General features: G+C 61.7%; 13 protein-coding genes. 3 read left to right on the top strand and 10 right to left on the bottom strand.

Translation table 11 applies throughout. From position 1 onward, the window contains the following. Positions 1-30: 30 nt before the first annotated feature. From BZK31_RS23165 to BZK31_RS23130, 8 genes are all read right to left on the bottom strand, one after another. Positions 31-1,689, bottom strand: coding sequence for a BatD family protein (locus tag BZK31_RS23165; protein WP_083185630.1), 1,659 nt, complete (start codon positions 1,687-1,689; stop codon positions 31-33). Continuing rightward, on the bottom strand, positions 1,686-3,404 hold the full coding sequence (locus BZK31_RS23160) for a VWA domain-containing protein (protein ID WP_083185629.1): 1,719 nt from the start codon (positions 3,402-3,404) through the stop codon (positions 1,686-1,688). Before BZK31_RS23160 ends, BZK31_RS23165 begins: the two co-directional genes overlap by 4 nt. After that, positions 3,401-4,459: a vWA domain-containing protein gene (locus BZK31_RS23155; protein ID WP_083185628.1), complete on the bottom strand. Its 1,059-nt coding sequence runs from the start codon at positions 4,457-4,459 to the stop codon at positions 3,401-3,403. Before BZK31_RS23155 ends, BZK31_RS23160 begins: the two co-directional genes overlap by 4 nt. Beyond that, on the bottom strand, positions 4,452-4,946 hold the full coding sequence (locus BZK31_RS23150; protein WP_083185627.1) for a DUF4381 domain-containing protein: 495 nt from the start codon (positions 4,944-4,946) through the stop codon (positions 4,452-4,454). The genes BZK31_RS23155 and BZK31_RS23150 overlap by 8 nt, the downstream gene beginning before the upstream one ends. Continuing rightward, positions 4,943-5,887, bottom strand: coding sequence for a DUF58 domain-containing protein (locus BZK31_RS23145; protein ID WP_083185626.1), 945 nt, complete (start codon positions 5,885-5,887; stop codon positions 4,943-4,945). Before BZK31_RS23145 ends, BZK31_RS23150 begins: the two co-directional genes overlap by 4 nt. A 4-nt stretch (positions 5,888-5,891) precedes the next feature. After that, a complete protein-coding gene (locus tag BZK31_RS23140; RefSeq protein WP_004883864.1) occupies positions 5,892-6,851 on the bottom strand; it encodes an AAA family ATPase in 960 nt (319 codons plus the stop codon). A gap of 251 nt (positions 6,852-7,102) precedes the next feature. Beyond that, complete coding sequence (locus tag BZK31_RS23135; RefSeq protein ID WP_083185625.1) at positions 7,103-7,849, bottom strand: amidohydrolase family protein; 747 nt, start codon at positions 7,847-7,849, stop codon at positions 7,103-7,105. A 41-nt stretch (positions 7,850-7,890) separates the two neighbouring features. Further along, positions 7,891-8,250 carry a hypothetical protein gene (locus tag BZK31_RS23130; protein ID WP_083185624.1) on the bottom strand — a complete coding sequence of 120 codons (360 nt, stop codon included), beginning with the start codon at positions 8,248-8,250 and terminating at the stop codon, positions 7,891-7,893. A 379-nt stretch (positions 8,251-8,629) separates the two neighbouring features. Here BZK31_RS23130 and BZK31_RS23125 point away from each other — a divergent pair, with 379 nt between their 5' ends. Together BZK31_RS23125 and BZK31_RS23120 are read left to right on the top strand one after the other, a co-directional pair. Further along, entirely contained in the window at positions 8,630-13,486 is a 4,857-nt protein-coding gene (locus BZK31_RS23125; protein ID WP_083185623.1) for an NAD-glutamate dehydrogenase, read from the top strand. Between the two features lie 149 nt (positions 13,487-13,635). Continuing rightward, positions 13,636-14,181 (top strand): DsbA family protein, encoded by a 546-nt coding sequence (locus BZK31_RS23120; protein WP_083185622.1) that lies wholly within the window; start codon positions 13,636-13,638, stop codon positions 14,179-14,181. Between the two features lie 27 nt (positions 14,182-14,208). Here BZK31_RS23120 and BZK31_RS23115 read toward each other — a convergent pair whose 3' ends face one another. Together BZK31_RS23115 and BZK31_RS29540 are read right to left on the bottom strand one after the other, a co-directional pair. Next, on the bottom strand, positions 14,209-14,640 hold the full coding sequence (locus BZK31_RS23115) for a carboxymuconolactone decarboxylase family protein (protein ID WP_083185621.1): 432 nt from the start codon (positions 14,638-14,640) through the stop codon (positions 14,209-14,211). Continuing rightward, positions 14,637-14,792, bottom strand: coding sequence for a hypothetical protein (locus BZK31_RS29540; protein WP_157900780.1), 156 nt, complete (start codon positions 14,790-14,792; stop codon positions 14,637-14,639). The genes BZK31_RS23115 and BZK31_RS29540 overlap by 4 nt, the downstream gene beginning before the upstream one ends. A gap of 86 nt (positions 14,793-14,878) precedes the next feature. Here BZK31_RS29540 and pdxR point away from each other — a divergent pair, with 86 nt between their 5' ends. Further along, complete coding sequence (pdxR, locus tag BZK31_RS23110; RefSeq protein ID WP_083185620.1) at positions 14,879-16,285, top strand: MocR-like pyridoxine biosynthesis transcription factor PdxR; 1,407 nt, start codon at positions 14,879-14,881, stop codon at positions 16,283-16,285. The last annotated feature ends 93 nt before the right edge of the window (positions 16,286-16,378 follow it).

Genomic DNA, 16,378 nt, shown 5'->3' with positions numbered 1-16,378 from the left:
GTCATGAAGAGGGAGTGCCCGGCTGCATCCTCACTTGGGATACAGCGGCGGCAGCCCGGCATCGCCTGCCGGGTCCTGAATATGTTCGGCGGCAGGCAGGCTGCGTACAGCCCGCCACAAGTCTTCGCCCAGCCAGAGTTTGCCGGTCTCACTGTAGAGCGCGCCGTTGAGCCCATCCAGAGCATCGGACAGCGGCACGAAGCGGGCGGCCATGTCGGCCAGGGTTTCCGGCTGCTGGCGTGCCCAGGCATCCAGTGCCTGGCGCGTGGCTTGCGGGTCATTGGCCAGACAGGCGCGCTTGAGGTCGTCGAGCACGGTACGCGGACTTGGACCGGCCTGCACGGTTCTGGCGATTGCCGGTTGGCCACGCGCCCGCCACCAGAGCACCAGACCCAGCAGCGTGGTGCAGGCGAAGAACAGGGTGCTCATCTGCCATGGCCAGACCGGCGGGCCGATGACGGTCAGGCCACCCATGTCGTTGCTGACCGGCGTATCCACGCTCAGGCCGGGATTGGTGCTGATCTGCAGGGTACGGGCGGGCAGGCTGGTGTGTTCCAGATGGTCCTCGCGGGTGTTCCACCAGGTGACTTCCACCGCAGGCAGATCGATGGCCCCGGCGCGAGCCGGGACCAGTGCTTCGCGTTCTTCGCGGGTGCCGATCAGGCCGCGTTCGCTGGGCAGATTGCGCAACTGTGGCTGGTCGGGGTAGCGGCGCAGGCCGGGCACATCGGTGGGCGGCAATGGTGGCAACTGCGCCCCGGCCAGGCCCTCGGCCTTGAGAATGATCGTGCGAGTCAGGGAGTCGCCAACCTGGGTCTTGCCCGGCTCCGGACTCCAGCTCTCTTCAAGGCTGATGCTGCGTGCCGGCAGCCACGGCACATGCGTGGGGTAATCCGCAGGAACCGCCTTGACGCTGAGCGGGACTTCGGCGGAACTGACCCGCATCACCTTGCCCGGCTGCGGGCCGAACGGGTTGGCGTCCTGACTCTGCGCGCTGGCGGGCTGAGCCTGCACCTGAGTCGCACTGAACACCTGCGCCGGGATGGTCAGCACGCCACTGTGCTGGGGATACAGCGCGTAACGCATCTCGATGACGCCGTGACGTACGTTATTGATCAGTTTTTCGTAGGTTCGCGAATCGCCCAGCTTCTCGATGCGTGCATCGGGTACTTGCAGCGGACTCAGGCTGCTGTCATCGAACAGTTGCACCGAATGATAGATGCGCAGGGTCAGCACGGCCTGGGCCTGAACGTAGACACTGTCCTGATCGAGCGTCGCCTCGATGAACACCGGAGCCAGTTGGCGCTCCTGCTCCTTGGGCTCGCTTTGTATGACTTGCAGGGTCAGAGGCTGGCTTTTCAGCTCGCCCAGTTGCAGGGCCGGAATCGTCACGCTACCGGTCTGGCGCGGCAGCAGGGTGACGATCCAGCGCGTAGTCGCCTGATTGTTGGTTCCCAGCGTCGTGAGCCGGTTGACCTGACGTGTATCGCGCACCTCGAAATTGCCGTCCAGCACGTTCAGGTCGGGCTTGCCGAACTGGGTGACGTCGTCGGTTTCCAGCGTCAGCTCGACCGTTTCACCCGCATTCAGACGCGTGCGGTCAACACTGGCCGTCAGCTCCGCAGCCAAGGAAGACAAAGCGACCAGGCTCAGTAACAGGCCGGTCAGTAAGGTGTACACGCGACTCATCGGGTCTTTTCCTGATGTTGCTGTTCGTAGCGGAATTTGCGCCGCAGCAGTTCGCCCGGATCGTCCGGGATCTGGCGCAGCCACTGCTCCAGCTCCTGACGTCGCTCACCGCTAAGGGTGTTATCGGCGGGTTGCAAGGGCGGGCGAGTGGTCTGTTCGTCATCCGTCGACGAACCTGACGCCTGCATGCCGGACGTGTCCGGAGCAAGGCTGTCGCTGTTGCTGTCTTCGCTCGGCTGAGCGGTGTCCTGTTCGGCAGGCGAACTGCTGCTGGTCTGATCCTGCGCAGCCTGCTGACCGGCATCGTCCTGCTCGGTCTTTTGCGGCTCGTTCTGCTCGGGCCGTGCGGCATCTGCCTGATCCAGCAGGCTCTGCACCAGAGCGCGATTGCTCTGTGCCGCCGGGAAGTCGGGCTGACGCTCCAGTGCCTGTTCGTAGGCGTCCAGCGCCGCTTCCAGCTCACCGCTGCGGGCCAGCGCATTGCCGCGATTGTAATGGTCTGCGGCGCTGTTGCCTTCGGCGAAACGCTGGGCAGCGGTGGCATAGTCCCCGGCTTCGTAAAACGCCACCCCTTTCCATTGTGGGTTTTCGAAGCGTTGCGCGGCCTCGGCCGGTCGACGCTGTTCGAGCAGGCGCTGGCCCTGCTGGTCCGGACGCAGCCACAGGTCCTGAAATTCAAAGGCCTGGCTGGTTTGCGGAAACATGAACAGCAGCGGCAGACAAAACAGCCAGCCGCGTCGCCCGGCGCACGCAGCGATCAACAGTAACGGCAGCAAAAACCAGTGACCCTGATCGGCCCAGGTGTCGAGCTGCACGATCTGCCCGTCACTGCGGACGCGCTGCGGGCTGGCGAGCAGACCCAGACTGCGCAGGTCTTCGTCATCGGTTCGCGCCTGACGATAGCTGCCGCCGACCTGATCGACAAACTCATTGAGACTGGTGCTGTCCAGGCGCGGCACCATGATCGCGCCTTGATCGTCCTTCAGCAGGCTGCCGTTTTCCTGAGTCACCGGCGCGCCTTCAGCCGTACCAATCCCGAGCATCAACAAAGGCGGCGACTGACCGCGCAATGCCTGACGAATGCCGTCGCGTTCCTGCTCGCTCAACGAAGAGCCGATCAGCAGAATCCGGCCCTGACCCAGCGCGCCTTGTTTGAGCAGGTGCAGCGCTTTGCCGACCGCCAGATCGGCGCGCTGACCCGCCACTGGCATGATCGAAGGTCTGATCGCTTCCAGCAAGTTATGGCTGGTGACCAGATCGTCGGACAGCGGCACCAGCGTATGCGCGCTGCCCGCGTAGACGACGATGGCGGTCTGTGAATCGCTGCGCACTTGCAGCAGGTCGAGCAATTTGCGGCGCGCCTGTTCCAGCCGTGTTGGCGAGATGTCAGTGGCGAGCATTTGCGGCGTCAGTTCCAGTATCACCACCAGCGGGTCGACCGGTTTCTGGCTGAGCTGCTCGACACGCTGCCAGCTGGGGCCGAGCAGCGCGGCGAGCGCCAGCAGCCAGGCCAGCCCCAGCACCACCCATGGCAGCTTGCTGTTGCTGCCGCGACTGCCATTAAGCAGCACCGCGTGAAAGGCTGTGGGCAGAATGATCTGCCAGCGACCTGCACGTTTCTGGCGGTGCCAGAGCTGCCAGATGAGCAGCGCCAGCAACGGCGTGATCAGCAACCAGCCTGGACGAAACCAGTGCGGCCAGAGAGATGCGATCATCGCGACCTCCAGAGGCGCTCGAGGCGCTCCCGCCAAGCGAACGTGCGCAGGCGCGTCAACAGACGTTGCACGGCGTTGGTCGGCCACAGTCCGCGGATCACCAGCAATACGCTCAACAGCAGCGCAGCCGAAAGCGGCCATTGATAGAGCACCTGAGCCGGTCGCGCTTGCGTGGGCTGTTGGGCGACAGGCTCCAGCGAATCGAGCGTGACACGGATCTTTTCCAGTTGGTCGCCATCACGGGCCCGGAAATACTGGCCGCCACTGAGGCCGGCGATGTCCTTGAGCGTTGGCTCATCGAGGTCCAGGCTCGGGTTGAGGCCCAGCAGTCCCTGAATGCCGTTTTTGTCCGGGTCCGAACCGATGCCGATGGTATAGATTCGCACGCCTTCGTCGGCCGCCAGCCGTGCGGCCGTGATCGGGTCGATCTGTCCGCCGTTGTTGGCGCCGTCGGTGACCAGCACCAGTACCCGGCTGTTGGCGGGGCGCAGACGCAGGCGCTTGAGCGCCAGACCAATGGCGTCGCCAATGGCGGTGTTCTTTCCGGCGATGCCGATTTTCGCTTCGTCCAGCCAGACGCGCACAGTGCGCCGGTCGAAAGTCAGTGGCGCCTGAACGAAGGCCTGGCTGCCGAAAAGAATCAGGCCGACCCGGTCACCCTGGCGCCCTTCGAGAAAATCGCCCAGCAGATGCTGAACCAGTACCAGTCGGCTGACTTCGTCGCTCTTCCACTGCATGTCCGGATAATCCATCGAGCCGGAGACGTCCACAGCGACCAGCAGATCCCGACCACTGGCGGCCACCGGCAGCGGTTCGCCCAGCCACTGCGGTCGTGCAGCTGCCATCAGCAGCAACAGCCAGATCAGCAGGAAAGGCGAGCGCTGTCGCCACGCGGGCAGATTGGCCTTGGCTCGCCGCCCGCTGAGCCCTTCGAGCTCGTTGAGGAAACTGACCTTCAGCGCGGCTTCGCCACTGTCGGCCATCGGCAGCAGAAAACGCATCAGCCAGGGCAGCGGCAGCAGGGCGAAAATCCAGGGCCAGACGAGCTCAAACATGTTTGCGAATCCAGGTGTCGACCGCCTGGGTCAGGCCGGTGATGGCCTTGTCGTCCAGTTTGCACTCGGGTTTGTAGGCGCCTTCGACCAGAATCATCCAGCGTGTCAGGCCCGCGGCGGGGCAGCGATTGTCGAGGAACGCCAGCCATTTGCGGCCGTTGAGGGTGTGGCTCTGGCTGTGAGGATAATGGTTGCGGCACAGACGTTTGAGCAGGCCGTTGATCTGCTGCAGCCAGGCGCCAGCGGGTGCACCGTCGTAGGGTTTGGGCAGACTGGCCAGTTCGGCCAGCGCGGCGACCCGCACCGGGTCCAGCGGTTGTTCGCTACGACTTTTGCTGGCTTTGACCGGCAGCAGCGTGCGCAGACGCCACGCGCCCCAGCCCAAGGCGGGGATCAGCAGCAATAGCAGCCACCAGCCCGGCGCAGGCGGCCAGAAACCGACCGCTTCGGGGGCGATGAGCGGCTGCAGTTTATCCAGAGGATTCATTTGCGCTTTACCGGGCGCTGAGCGTTGAGGTATTCGCGCAGCTGTTCGACCAGTTCGAACTGGGTGCTCAACGGCATGAGCAGAACCCTCAGTTTCTGGGCCAGCAGCTCCCAGCGCGCAGAGCGTTCTTCGCCCTGAACGCGGTAGGCCCGACGCAATTCCGGGTTGAGGGTGTCGAGCTCCAGCTGCGCGCCACGTTCAGCAAAGCGCAGCAGCCCGGCTGCCGGCAGGGCGCGGTCCAGCGGATCGGACAGCGGCAGCAACAGCAGGTCGCTGTGCCGCGCCAGCAAGGTCAATTGTTGCTCGGCCGCATCGGACAGAGCGCGTTCGTCGCAGAGCACGATCACCAGACTGCCAGGGCGCAGCACTTCTCGAGCACGGCGCAGGGCGGTGCCGAACGCGTCGCCTTCGGCCGGGATTTCGGTGTGCAGCGACTGGTTGACCCGCACCAGGCGGTTGAGTAATTGCAGCAGGCTTTGCTTGCTGCGTCGCGGTTTGATTTCGTAATGCTCGTTGTCGCCGAACACCAGGCCGCCGACCCGGTCGTTGTGCTCAAGCGCCGCCCAGCCGATCAGTGCTGCAGCCTGCGCCGCCAGTACCGACTTGAACATCTGCCCGGAGCCGAAGAACAGGCGGCGGCTCTGTTCCACCAGAATGAAAATGGGTCGCTCGCGTTCTTCATGGAACAGCTTGGTGTGCGGCTCCTGGGTGCGCGCGGTCACGCGCCAGTCGATGCTGCGCACATCGTCGCCAGCCTGGTAGACGCGCACCTGATCGAAATCCACGCCGCGGCCACGCAGCTTGGAATGGTGCAGGCCGATCAGCGGGCTGCGCTGGCTCGGCGTGGAAAACAGCTGCACTTCCCGCACGCGATGACGCATTTCGATCAGCTCATTGAGCGTGACGCGAATGCCCGGTTGGGGGATCAGGTAGGGTTGCATGGGGTCAGGCGACGGCGACGACGTCGAGGATCCGCTGAATCACGCGGTCCTGATCGATACCCGCAGCCTCCGCCTCGAACGACAGGATGATGCGGTGGCGCAGCACGTCGAACAGCACGGCTTGAATGTCCTCGGGGCTGACGAAGTCGCGTCCGGCCAGCCAGGCATGGGCCCGGGCGCAGCGGTCCAGCGAGATCGAGCCGCGCGGGCTGGCGCCGTAAGCGATCCATTCGGCCAGTTCCTGATCGAACTTGGCCGGTGTGCGGGTGGCCATGACCAGTTGCACCAGGTATTCCTCCACCGCATCGGCCATGTACAGACCGAGAATTTCCTTGCGGGCAGCGAAAATGGCCTGCTGGCTGACGCGTCGTTCCGGCTTGGTTTCCCCGTTCAGGGCTTCGCCACGGGCCTGTTGCAGGATCTTGCGTTCGACGGCGGCGTCCGGGAAGCCGATCTTGACGTGCATCAAAAACCGGTCCAGTTGTGCTTCGGGCAGCGGATAGGTGCCTTCCTGCTCGATGGGGTTCTGGGTCGCCATGACCAGAAACAGCGGCGACAGGTCGTACGTGCTGCGGCCAACGCTGACCTGACGCTCGGCCATGGCTTCGAGCAGCGCCGACTGGACCTTGGCCGGGGCCCGGTTGATTTCGTCAGCCAGGACCAGATTGTGAAAGATCGGTCCCTGCTGGAACACGAAGCTGCCGGTTTCCGGACGATAGATCTCGGTGCCGGTGATGTCGGCGGGCAGCAGGTCGGGGGTGAACTGGATTCGATGGAACTGCGCTTCGATGCCTTCGGCCAATTCCTTGATGGCTTTGGTCTTGGCCAGCCCCGGAGCGCCTTCGACCAGCATGTGGCCATCGGCGAGCAGCGCGATCAGCAAGCGTTCGATCAGTTTTTCCTGGCCGAGGATTTGCGTTGAAAGAAATGTTCGCAGCGCGATCAACGCTTCACGATGTTCCATCGGTGACTGTTCCTGGCAGGGTAATCAGCCGTGTCTGATGACAACTAAGCTGGGGGCGATACTTTAATTCATTCGGGCGGGTATCGACTAACGACTCTAATGTTTTTTAGAGAGTTTAGAGCCAGTTCCGATCTTTATTTGGGAATTGTCCTACATGTTCTGTCTGTTCTTTGTGGGAAGTCGCAAACAGGCAGCGTGCATACGCAGCAGGGCCGGACAGACCGCCCGACCCTGTGCATCGACGCGCTGCGTCACAGCCGATAAAACGCCGCCGCATTGCCCCATAGAGCGTTTTGCGCGCCAGTTTCACCCAGCGCGTCGATCACCCTCTGAATATCGCCCGGCTCGAATGGCCGAGGTGCGCGGGTGGAGGGCAGGTCGGTGCCGAACATCAGGGCTTCGGGGTTGGCCGAATGAATGTCCTTCAAGACAGGCTCCACCGCAAAGTCGACGCGCCCGAATCCGCAGGCCTTGATCCGCACGCCCCGTTCGGCCAGGCGCAGCAGCACTGGAAGTCCTTCGGCGCTCAACCCCAGATGATCGATACTGACGGCGGGCAGCCTGAGCAGGCGAGACTCGATGTCGGCCAGTTCCCGTGAGTCGATGTAAAGCTCTGAATGCCAGCCAACCTGATCGTGAACCCTTAGCGCAAAGGCCTCCAGTTGGTCGAGCTGTTCCGAGCCGCCGCGCTTGAGGTTGAAGCGCAAGGCGCGTACGCCGGAATCGTTAAGCGTGTGCAGTTCTGCATCGGTCACCGTGGCTGGCAACTGGGTCACACCAACGAAGCCTGGACCCAGACGGTCGAGCGCGGCCAGCAGATAGCTCTGATCGAACCCCTGAAATGACCCCGAAACCACCGCGCCGCCGCAAACATCCAGCGGTTCGACCAGATCCAGATAATCGGCCACGCCGAACGGCTCCGGCAAAAAGCCGTTATTGGCTTGCAGTGGAAAGGCTGGATCGATGATGTGGCAGTGGGCGTCGAAAATGACCTGCATGGCAGGCTCCTGTTGATGGCGGTTGAGTCGGACCAGTGGAGTCAGGCGAGTTCGCTGATATAACTGCCGACGTTTTTCAGAATGATCTGCAGGGTTTCCTCGACCTCTGGCAGCTCGCCTGCCGAGGTGCTGTGCAGGATCTCATAACGCTGATGGCCGTCCAGTTGCTTGCCATCGGCCGGGTCGATTTCCAGCAGCAGGCGTTCGGCACTGAGCGTGACCGTTAAGGTCGAGACCGTGTGTGTCTTGTCGTCGTGGACGGTGATTTCCACTTCGTCCTCGTCAGGGAAACGGCTGAGCGAAAACAGCTCGCCGTGCTCGCTGTGGCAGCAGAGCAGGGCCATGTTGTCGTATTCGTCATCGCAGGGATTGACGATAAGGCTGGCAGTCTTGATTTGCATGGTCGCAGTTCCGGATCGGGGCACAAGGGCAATGGTGTGGATTCTGCCAGTCCCGGGCAAGATTTGTCGGCCAATATTGGTACGCTCGTGCGGGCCGGCCTGCTAGGCGATGACCGAATATGTCGCAGCCTCGTAAGCAGTCGGCGGTCGGCTGTCGTTAAGCTGCACCAAAGGCGTGCGTGCGCGAAGCGTGCCGTTCAACGCGTTTTTCTTTCTGACGAGTACCCGGGAATTCAAATGTGACTACCCTGACACGACAGGCGTTAGTACTTTAGCTTTACACTCGATCAGGTGGTGTCCATGCAACCGGACGCCGGTACACCCGGTCACAACACCTTCTTCAAGCCTCCCCAATAAAAGCCAAAGCGGAGTACCACAGATGGCGTTCTTCACCGCAGCCAGCAAGTCCGACTTCCAGCACCAACTGCAATCGGCACTGGCTCAGCACATCAGCGAGCAGGCACTGCCACAAGTGGCGCTGTTCGCCGAGCAATTCTTCGGCATCATTTCACTGGATGAACTCACTCAGCGCCGGCTGTCGGACCTCGCGGGCTGCACCCTGTCGGCGTGGCGTCTGCTGGAGCGTTTCGAGCACGCCCACCCTCAAGTCCGTGTCTACAACCCGGATTACGAGCGTCATGGATGGCAATCGACTCACAGTGCCGTCGAAGTGCTGCATCACGACCTGCCGTTTCTGGTCGACTCCGTACGTACCGAGCTGAATCGTCGCGGCTACAGCATTCACACGTTGCAAACCACGGTACTGAGCGTGCGTCGCGGGGCTGGCGGCGAGTTGCTCGAACTGCTGCCCAAGGGCACGACCGGCGATGATGTGCTGCAAGAATCGCTGATGTACCTGGAGATCGACCGCTGCGCCAACGCCAGCGAGTTGAATGTGCTGGCCCGCGAGCTTGAGCAGGTGCTCGGCGAAGTTCGCGCTGCCGTCGAAGATTTCGAGCCGATGAAGGCGCGCCTGCGCGAGTTGCTGGTCAGCATCGACGCCAACGAATCCAACACCGACATGGAAGAGAAGGCCGAGATCAAGGTCTTCCTCGAATGGCTGGTGGACAACCACTTCACCTTTCTGGGCTACGAAGAGTTCGAAGTCAGCAGCGACGCCGATGGCGGTCAGCTGGTGTACGACGAATCGTCGTTCCTGGGCCTGACCAAACTGCTGCGTCCGGGCCTGAGCCGCGAAGAGCTGCACATCGAAGACTACGCGGTGAAATACCTGCAGGAGCCGATGCTGCTGTCGTTCGCCAAGGCTGCCGTTCCGAGCCGCGTGCATCGCCCGGCTTACCCCGATTTTGTCTCGATCCGTCAGATCGATGCGTCGGGCAAGGTCATCAAGGAATGCCGTTTCATGGGCCTCTACACCTCGTCGGTGTATGGCGAGAGCGTGCGGCAGATTCCTTACATCCGCCGCAAGGTCGCGGAAGTCGAGCGCCGTTCCGGTTTCGATGCCAAGGCACACCTGGGCAAAGAGCTGGCGCAGGTGGTCGAAGTGCTGCCCCGCGACGATCTGTTCCAGACTCCGGTGGACGAGCTGTTCACCACCGTGATGTCCATCGTGCAGATTCAGGAGCGCAACAAGATCCGCGTGTTCCTGCGCAAGGACCCGTACGGCCGTTTCTGCTACTGCCTGGCCTACGTGCCGCGTGATGTGTATTCCACTGAAGTTCGGCAGAAGATCCAGCAGGTGCTGATGGATCGTCTCAAGGCCAGCGACTGCGAGTTCTGGACCTTCTTCTCCGAATCCGTGCTGGCCCGCGTGCAGTTGATTTTGCGTGTGGACCCCAAGGTCAATCTGGAAATCGACGTTGCCCAACTGGAAAACGAGGTCATTCAGGCCTGCCGTTCCTGGAAGGACGACTATGCCAGTCTGGTCATCGAAAGCTTCGGCGAAGCCCACGGCACCAACGTGCTGGCCGACTTCCCGAAAGGTTTCCCGGCAGGCTACCGCGAGCGTTTCGCGGCGCACTCGGCCGTGGTCGACATGCAGCACGTACTGAGCCTGAGCGAAACCAATCCGCTGGTAATGAGCTTCTACCAGCCGCTGGCGGGCGGCCGTCAGCAACTGCACTGCAAGCTGTATCACGCCGATACGCCGCTGGCGCTGTCCGACGTGCTGCCGATTCTGGAAAACCTGGGCCTGCGTGTGCTGGGTGAGTTCCCGTATCGCCTGCACCACGCCAACGGTCGCGAGTTCTGGATTCACGATTTCGCCTTTACCTATGGCGAAGGTCTGAACCTGGATATCCAGCAGCTCAACGACACGCTGCAGGATGCGTTCGTGCACATTGTCAGCGGCGATGCCGAGAACGATGCCTTCAACCGTCTGGTGCTGACGGCCGGCTTGCCATGGCGCGACGTGGCCTTGCTGCGCGCCTACGCCCGTTACCTGAAGCAGATTCGCCTGGGCTTTGACCTTGGTTACATCGCCAGTACGCTGAACAACCACACCGACATCGCCCGCGAGCTGACGCGTCTGTTCAAGACCCGCTTCTATCTGGCGCGCAAACTGGGCTCGGATGATCTGGACGATAAGCAGTTGCGTCTGGAACAGGCCATTCTGACCGCACTGGACGATGTTCAGGTGCTCAACGAAGACCGCATCCTGCGTCGCTATCTGGACCTGATCAAGGCCACTTTGCGCACCAACTTCTATCAGACCGACGCCAACGGCCATAACAAGAGCTACTTCAGCTTCAAGTTCAACCCGCGCCTGATTCCCGAACTGCCTAAGCCGGTGCCCAAGTTCGAGATTTTCGTGTATTCGCCACGCGTCGAAGGCGTGCACTTGCGCTTCGGCAATGTGGCCCGCGGTGGCCTGCGCTGGTCGGACCGGGAAGAAGACTTCCGTACCGAAGTGTTGGGTCTGGTCAAAGCCCAGCAGGTAAAGAACTCGGTCATCGTGCCGGTCGGCGCCAAGGGCGGCTTCGTGCCGCGTCGTCTGCCGACCACCGGCAACCGCGACGAAGTGCAGGCAGAAGCCATTGCCTGCTACCGCATCTTCATCTCCGGGCTGCTGAACATCACCGACAACCTGAAAGAGGGTACGTTGGTGCCGCCGGTCAACGTGGTTCGCCACGATGACGACGACCCCTACCTGGTCGTCGCTGCCGACAAAGGCACCGCGACCTTTTCCGACATCGCCAACGGCATCGCCATCGATTACGGTTTCTGGCTGGGGGACGCGTTCGCTTCGGGTGGCTCGGCCGGTTACGACCACAAGAAAATGGGCATCACCGCCAAGGGCGCGTGGGTGGGTGTGCAGCGACACTTCCGCGAGCGCGACATCAATGTCCAGCAGGACAGCATCAGCGTGATCGGCATCGGCGACATGGCCGGTGACGTGTTCGGTAACGGCCTGTTGATGTCCGACAAGCTGCAATTGGTCGCAGCCTTCAACCACCTGCATATTTTCATCGACCCGAATCCGGATCCGGCCACCAGCTTCGTCGAGCGTCAGCGCCTGTTCAATCTGCCGCGCTCGGCCTGGACAGACTACGACACCAGCATCATGTCCGCAGGCGGCGGTATCTTCCCGCGCAGCGCCAAGAGCATCGCCATCACCGAACAGATGAAGGCACGCTTCGACATCAAGGCTGACAAGCTGACCCCGACAGAACTGCTGCACGCGCTGCTCAAGGCGCCGGTGGACCTGTTGTGGAACGGTGGCATCGGCACATACGTGAAGTCCAGCGAAGAGTCCCATGCCGATGTGGGCGACAAGGCCAACGATGCGCTGCGCGTCGATGGCAACGAGCTGCGCTGCAAAGTGGTGGGCGAGGGCGGCAACCTGGGCATGACCCAACTGGGCCGTGTCGAGTTCGGCCTCAACGGCGGCGCGACCAACACCGACTTCATCGACAACGCCGGTGGCGTGGACTGCTCCGACCACGAAGTGAACATCAAGATCCTGCTCAACGAAGTGGTGCAGGCCGGTGACATGACCGAGAAGCAGCGCAACCAGTTGCTCGAAAGCATGACCGATGAAGTGGGCCACCTGGTGCTGGGCAACAACTACAAGCAGACTCAGGCATTGTCGCTGGCGGCCCGTCGCGCCTACGATCGCATCGCTGAATACAAGCGGTTGATGAATGATCTGGAAGCGCGTGGCAAGCTGGATCGTGCCATCGAGTTCCTGCCGGCTGAAGACCAGATCGCCGAGCGTGTCGCGGCTGGTCATGGTTTGAGCCGTGCCGAGCTGTCTGTATTGATTTCCTACAGCAAGATCGACCTCAAGGAAGCGCTGCTCGAATCCCGTGTGCCGGATGACGACTACCTGGCCCGTGACATGGAAACCGCGTTCCCGCCGTCGCTGGGCGCCAGGTTCTCCGTCGCCATGCGCGGTCACCGTCTGAAGCGCGAAATCGTCAGCACTCAGATCGCCAACGATCTGGTTAACCACATGGGCATCACCTTCGTGCAGCGACTCAAAGAGTCGACCGGCATGAGCGCTGCCAGTGTGGCCGGTGCCTACGTGATCGTGCGTGACATCTTCCACCTTCCGCACTGGTTCCGTCAGATCGAGGCGCTGGACTACAAGGTGTCGGCAGAAATCCAGTTGTCGCTGATGGATGAGCTGATGCGTCTGGGGCGTCGTGCCACGCGCTGGTTCCTGCGCAGCCGTCGCAACGAACTGGATGCCGGTCGTGACGTGGCGCACTTCGGTCCGCACATCGCTGCGCTGGGTCTGAAACTCGACGAGCTGCTGGAAGGCCCGACCCGTGAAGTCTGGCAGGCGCGTTATCAGGCATACGTCGAAGCCGGCGTGCCTGAGTTGCTGGCGCGCATGGTTGCCGGTACCACTCACCTGTATACCTTGCTGCCGATCATCGAAGCTTCCGACGTCACCGGGCAAAACGCTGCCGATGTGGCCAAGGTGTACTTCGCCGTGGGCAGTGCGCTGGACGTGACCTGGTACCTGCAGCAGATCAGCAGCCTGCCGGTGGAAAACAACTGGCAGGCGCTGGCCCGCGAAGCGTTCCGCGACGACATCGACTGGCAGCAACGGGCGATTACCGTGTCGGTTCTGCAAATGCCGGAAGGTCCGGCTGACGTGGAAGAGCGTCTGGCGCTGTGGCTGGAGCAGCATGCGCCTATGGTCGAGCGCTGGCGTGCCATGCTGGTCGAGTTGCGTGCCGCAAGCGGTACCGACTATGCCATGTACGCCGTTGCCAACCGCGAACTGCTGGATCTGGCCATGAGCGGGCAAGCCATCACGGTGTGAAGGGTTGACCAGGCTACAGGCTGAATGAAAACCCCGTGTCGGAAGATGCGGGGTTTTTCTTTTTGAACGTACGTGCTCATTCGCTGCGCTGAGCATTTATACGATCAGCGGGGTCAATACCCCATCATCCACTTCACGGGAGAACAACGATGCAGGCAGACGCACTCACATGGGGCCACGGCGCTCGCATTCTGGAAGTGTTTCTTGAGCCCACATGCCCATTTTCGGTCAAGGCTTTTCGCAAGCTCGACAAGCTACTGGAACAGGCTGGCGAAGATCGCCTCACGGTCAAAATTCGTCTCCAGTCACAGCCGTGGCACATGTTTTCCGGCGTCATCGTACGCTGCATCCTGGCCGCCTCGACCCTTGAAGGCGGCAAGAATACGGCCAGGGCCGTGATGGCAGCCGTTGCTGCGCACCGCGACGAATTCGAATTCGAGCATCACGCCGGCGGCCCCAATCTCGACGCCACACCGAATGACATCATTGCTCGTCTGGAGGGTTACAGCGGCGTGCGTCTGGCTGAAGCCTTCGCCCAGCCAGAGCTTGAACATGTCATCAAATGGCACTGCAAGTACGCCCGCCAGAACGGCATCCATGTGTCCCCGACGTTCATGGTCGACGGTCTGGTCCAGTCTTCGATGAGCAGCGGTGATACGGTCGAACAGTGGCTTTCCCAGCTTCAGTTGGACTGAGAGGTCTATTGTTCAGGGGTCGCCGATTTAAAGCTTCATGCCCACCGCGAGCCGGTTGAACGCATTCATCAAGGCCGCCGCGAGCGTCAGGTCGGAAATCTCGGCGTCGGTGAAATGTGCTTTAAGGGGCTCGTAAAGCTCGTCTGGCGCGCCTTTCTTGCTGACATGTGTGAGCGTTTCAACCCAGGCCAGTGCTGCACGCTCGCGTTCGTCGAACAGCTCGCTGATGCGCCAGCCCGCCAGGCAGTCGAGTCTGGCCTGCGACACCTCGCAGTCTCGCAGCGTCTGCGCGTGCTTGCCCAGGCAGAATGCGCAGCCGTTGATCTGTGAAATGCGCAAGTAGACCAGTTCAACTAACGGCAGGCCGAGCGGGCCTTCTTCCAACGCTTTGTTGGTGGCAAGCAAGCCTTGATACGCGGCAGGTGACAGTTTGGGAAAGGGCAGTCTGAGTTGGCTCATGATGAAACTCCAGTAAGAGCATTGAAGGTCAGGCGCAGGCCAGGTTGCTGAGCAACGGCTGCAAGGTCAGGGTGCGGACGCAAGATCCGCATCAGGGCGAAACCGGCCTCGAATGCATATTCATTTCCAAGGTGTTCGATGATGTAGGTCATGCCCGATCCTTTGTGCGGAGGAGGGCTTACTTTAGGGCGGCAATGACATAGGCTATAGAGCCAAAAAATCAAAAAGCGACTGGGCCATGCTGATCCCCTTCGAACCCGATCGTGAACGCTCGGCCCCGATTTATCGCCAGCTTTACCAGCGCTTTCGGGAGTGCATGGCTGATGGACGTCTGCGTCCGGGTGACCGCGTGCCTGCGGTTCGAGCATTGGCGGCGGAGCTTAATCTGGCGCGCGGCACCGTGGAGGCGGCTTATCAACTGTTGATCGGTGAGGGTTACCTGATCCCGCGAGGTCCGGCCGGGACCGTCGTTTCTCCGCAATTGACGACGCAAGCTGCGCCTGTCACGCCAATACAGGTCGAGCCCGCTGCGCATCCGGCCATTCACCCCGGAACCGCGCCGCTACCATTGCAGATGGGGCTGCCTGCGCTGGATGCGTTTCCGCGCAAGCTCTGGACCCGGCTCGCCAGTCGTCAACTGCGCCATGGCAGTGTTGAAGCGATGATCTATCCGGACGCGCAGGGGCATGCATTGCTCCGGGCAGCCATTGCCAGCTATCTGGGCATTTCCCGAGGCATTGCCTGCCGCCCGGAACAGGTGTTCGTCTGTGCCGGCTATCGTGCCTGTCTCGACCTGATCTGCCATGTTCTGATGAACGATGGCGATCAGTGCTGGGTGGAAGATCCTGGTTATTTCATGGCTCGTCACACGCTCAGGCAGGCGGGCGCGCAGTTGGTGCCGGTGCCGGTAGACGAGCATGGAATCGATGTTGCGCGAGGCATCGAGCAGGCACCTGAAGCCCATTTCGCGGTGGTCACGCCAACCCACCAGAGTCCGCTCGGGATGCCCCTGAGCCTGGCGCGTCGGCTGGCGCTGCTGGACTGGGCCAATCGCTATGGCAGCTGGATCATCGAGGACGATTACGACAGCGAGTACCGTTATCTCGGCAAACCGTTGCCAGCGCTCAAAAGCCTGGACCAGCAGGGACGCGTGCTCTATACCGGCACTTTCAGCAAAGTCCTGTTTCCGGGGTTGCGTCTGGCTTATCTGGTGGTGCCGCCGGAACGGGTCAGCGAGTTCGCCTTTCAGGCCGATCGGCTTCACAACCGCTGTCCGCTGTTGCTACAGGCCACGGTCGCGGCGTTCCTGAGTGAAGGTCACTTTGCGCGGCACCTGAACAAAATGCGTAACCTCTATGCTCATCGTCGGCAATGGTTGATCCAGGCGCTTCATATTCAGTGTGGCGAGCACCTACAGATCGACTTGCAGGCAGGCGGCATGCACCTGGTGGCGGTGTTGGAGAAAGGTGAGGATCAAGACATTTGCCGACGTGCCAGGGCATTCGGGCTGGCCATCGAGCCTTTGTCGAAGTGGTATCTGCAAACACCGCCGCGTCAGGGGTTGGTGATGTGTTTCACCAATATTGCCAGCCTTGAGCAGGCAAATGATCTGGCCTCACGACTCGCTCGTGTGCTGGCTGCATGATGAGCGTTGTTCACGCCCAGACGTGACACCCTGCTGAAGACGCTCCATTTTCCAGGCCAAAAAAACCCCGCACGAGGCGTAATGCTGTTCACT

The sequence above is a fragment of the Pseudomonas floridensis genome (assembly GCF_002087235.1).
GTDB classification, from domain to species: Bacteria; Pseudomonadota; Gammaproteobacteria; order Pseudomonadales; family Pseudomonadaceae; genus Aquipseudomonas; species Aquipseudomonas floridensis.
This window is presented reverse-complemented; position numbering and strand designations above follow the sequence as displayed.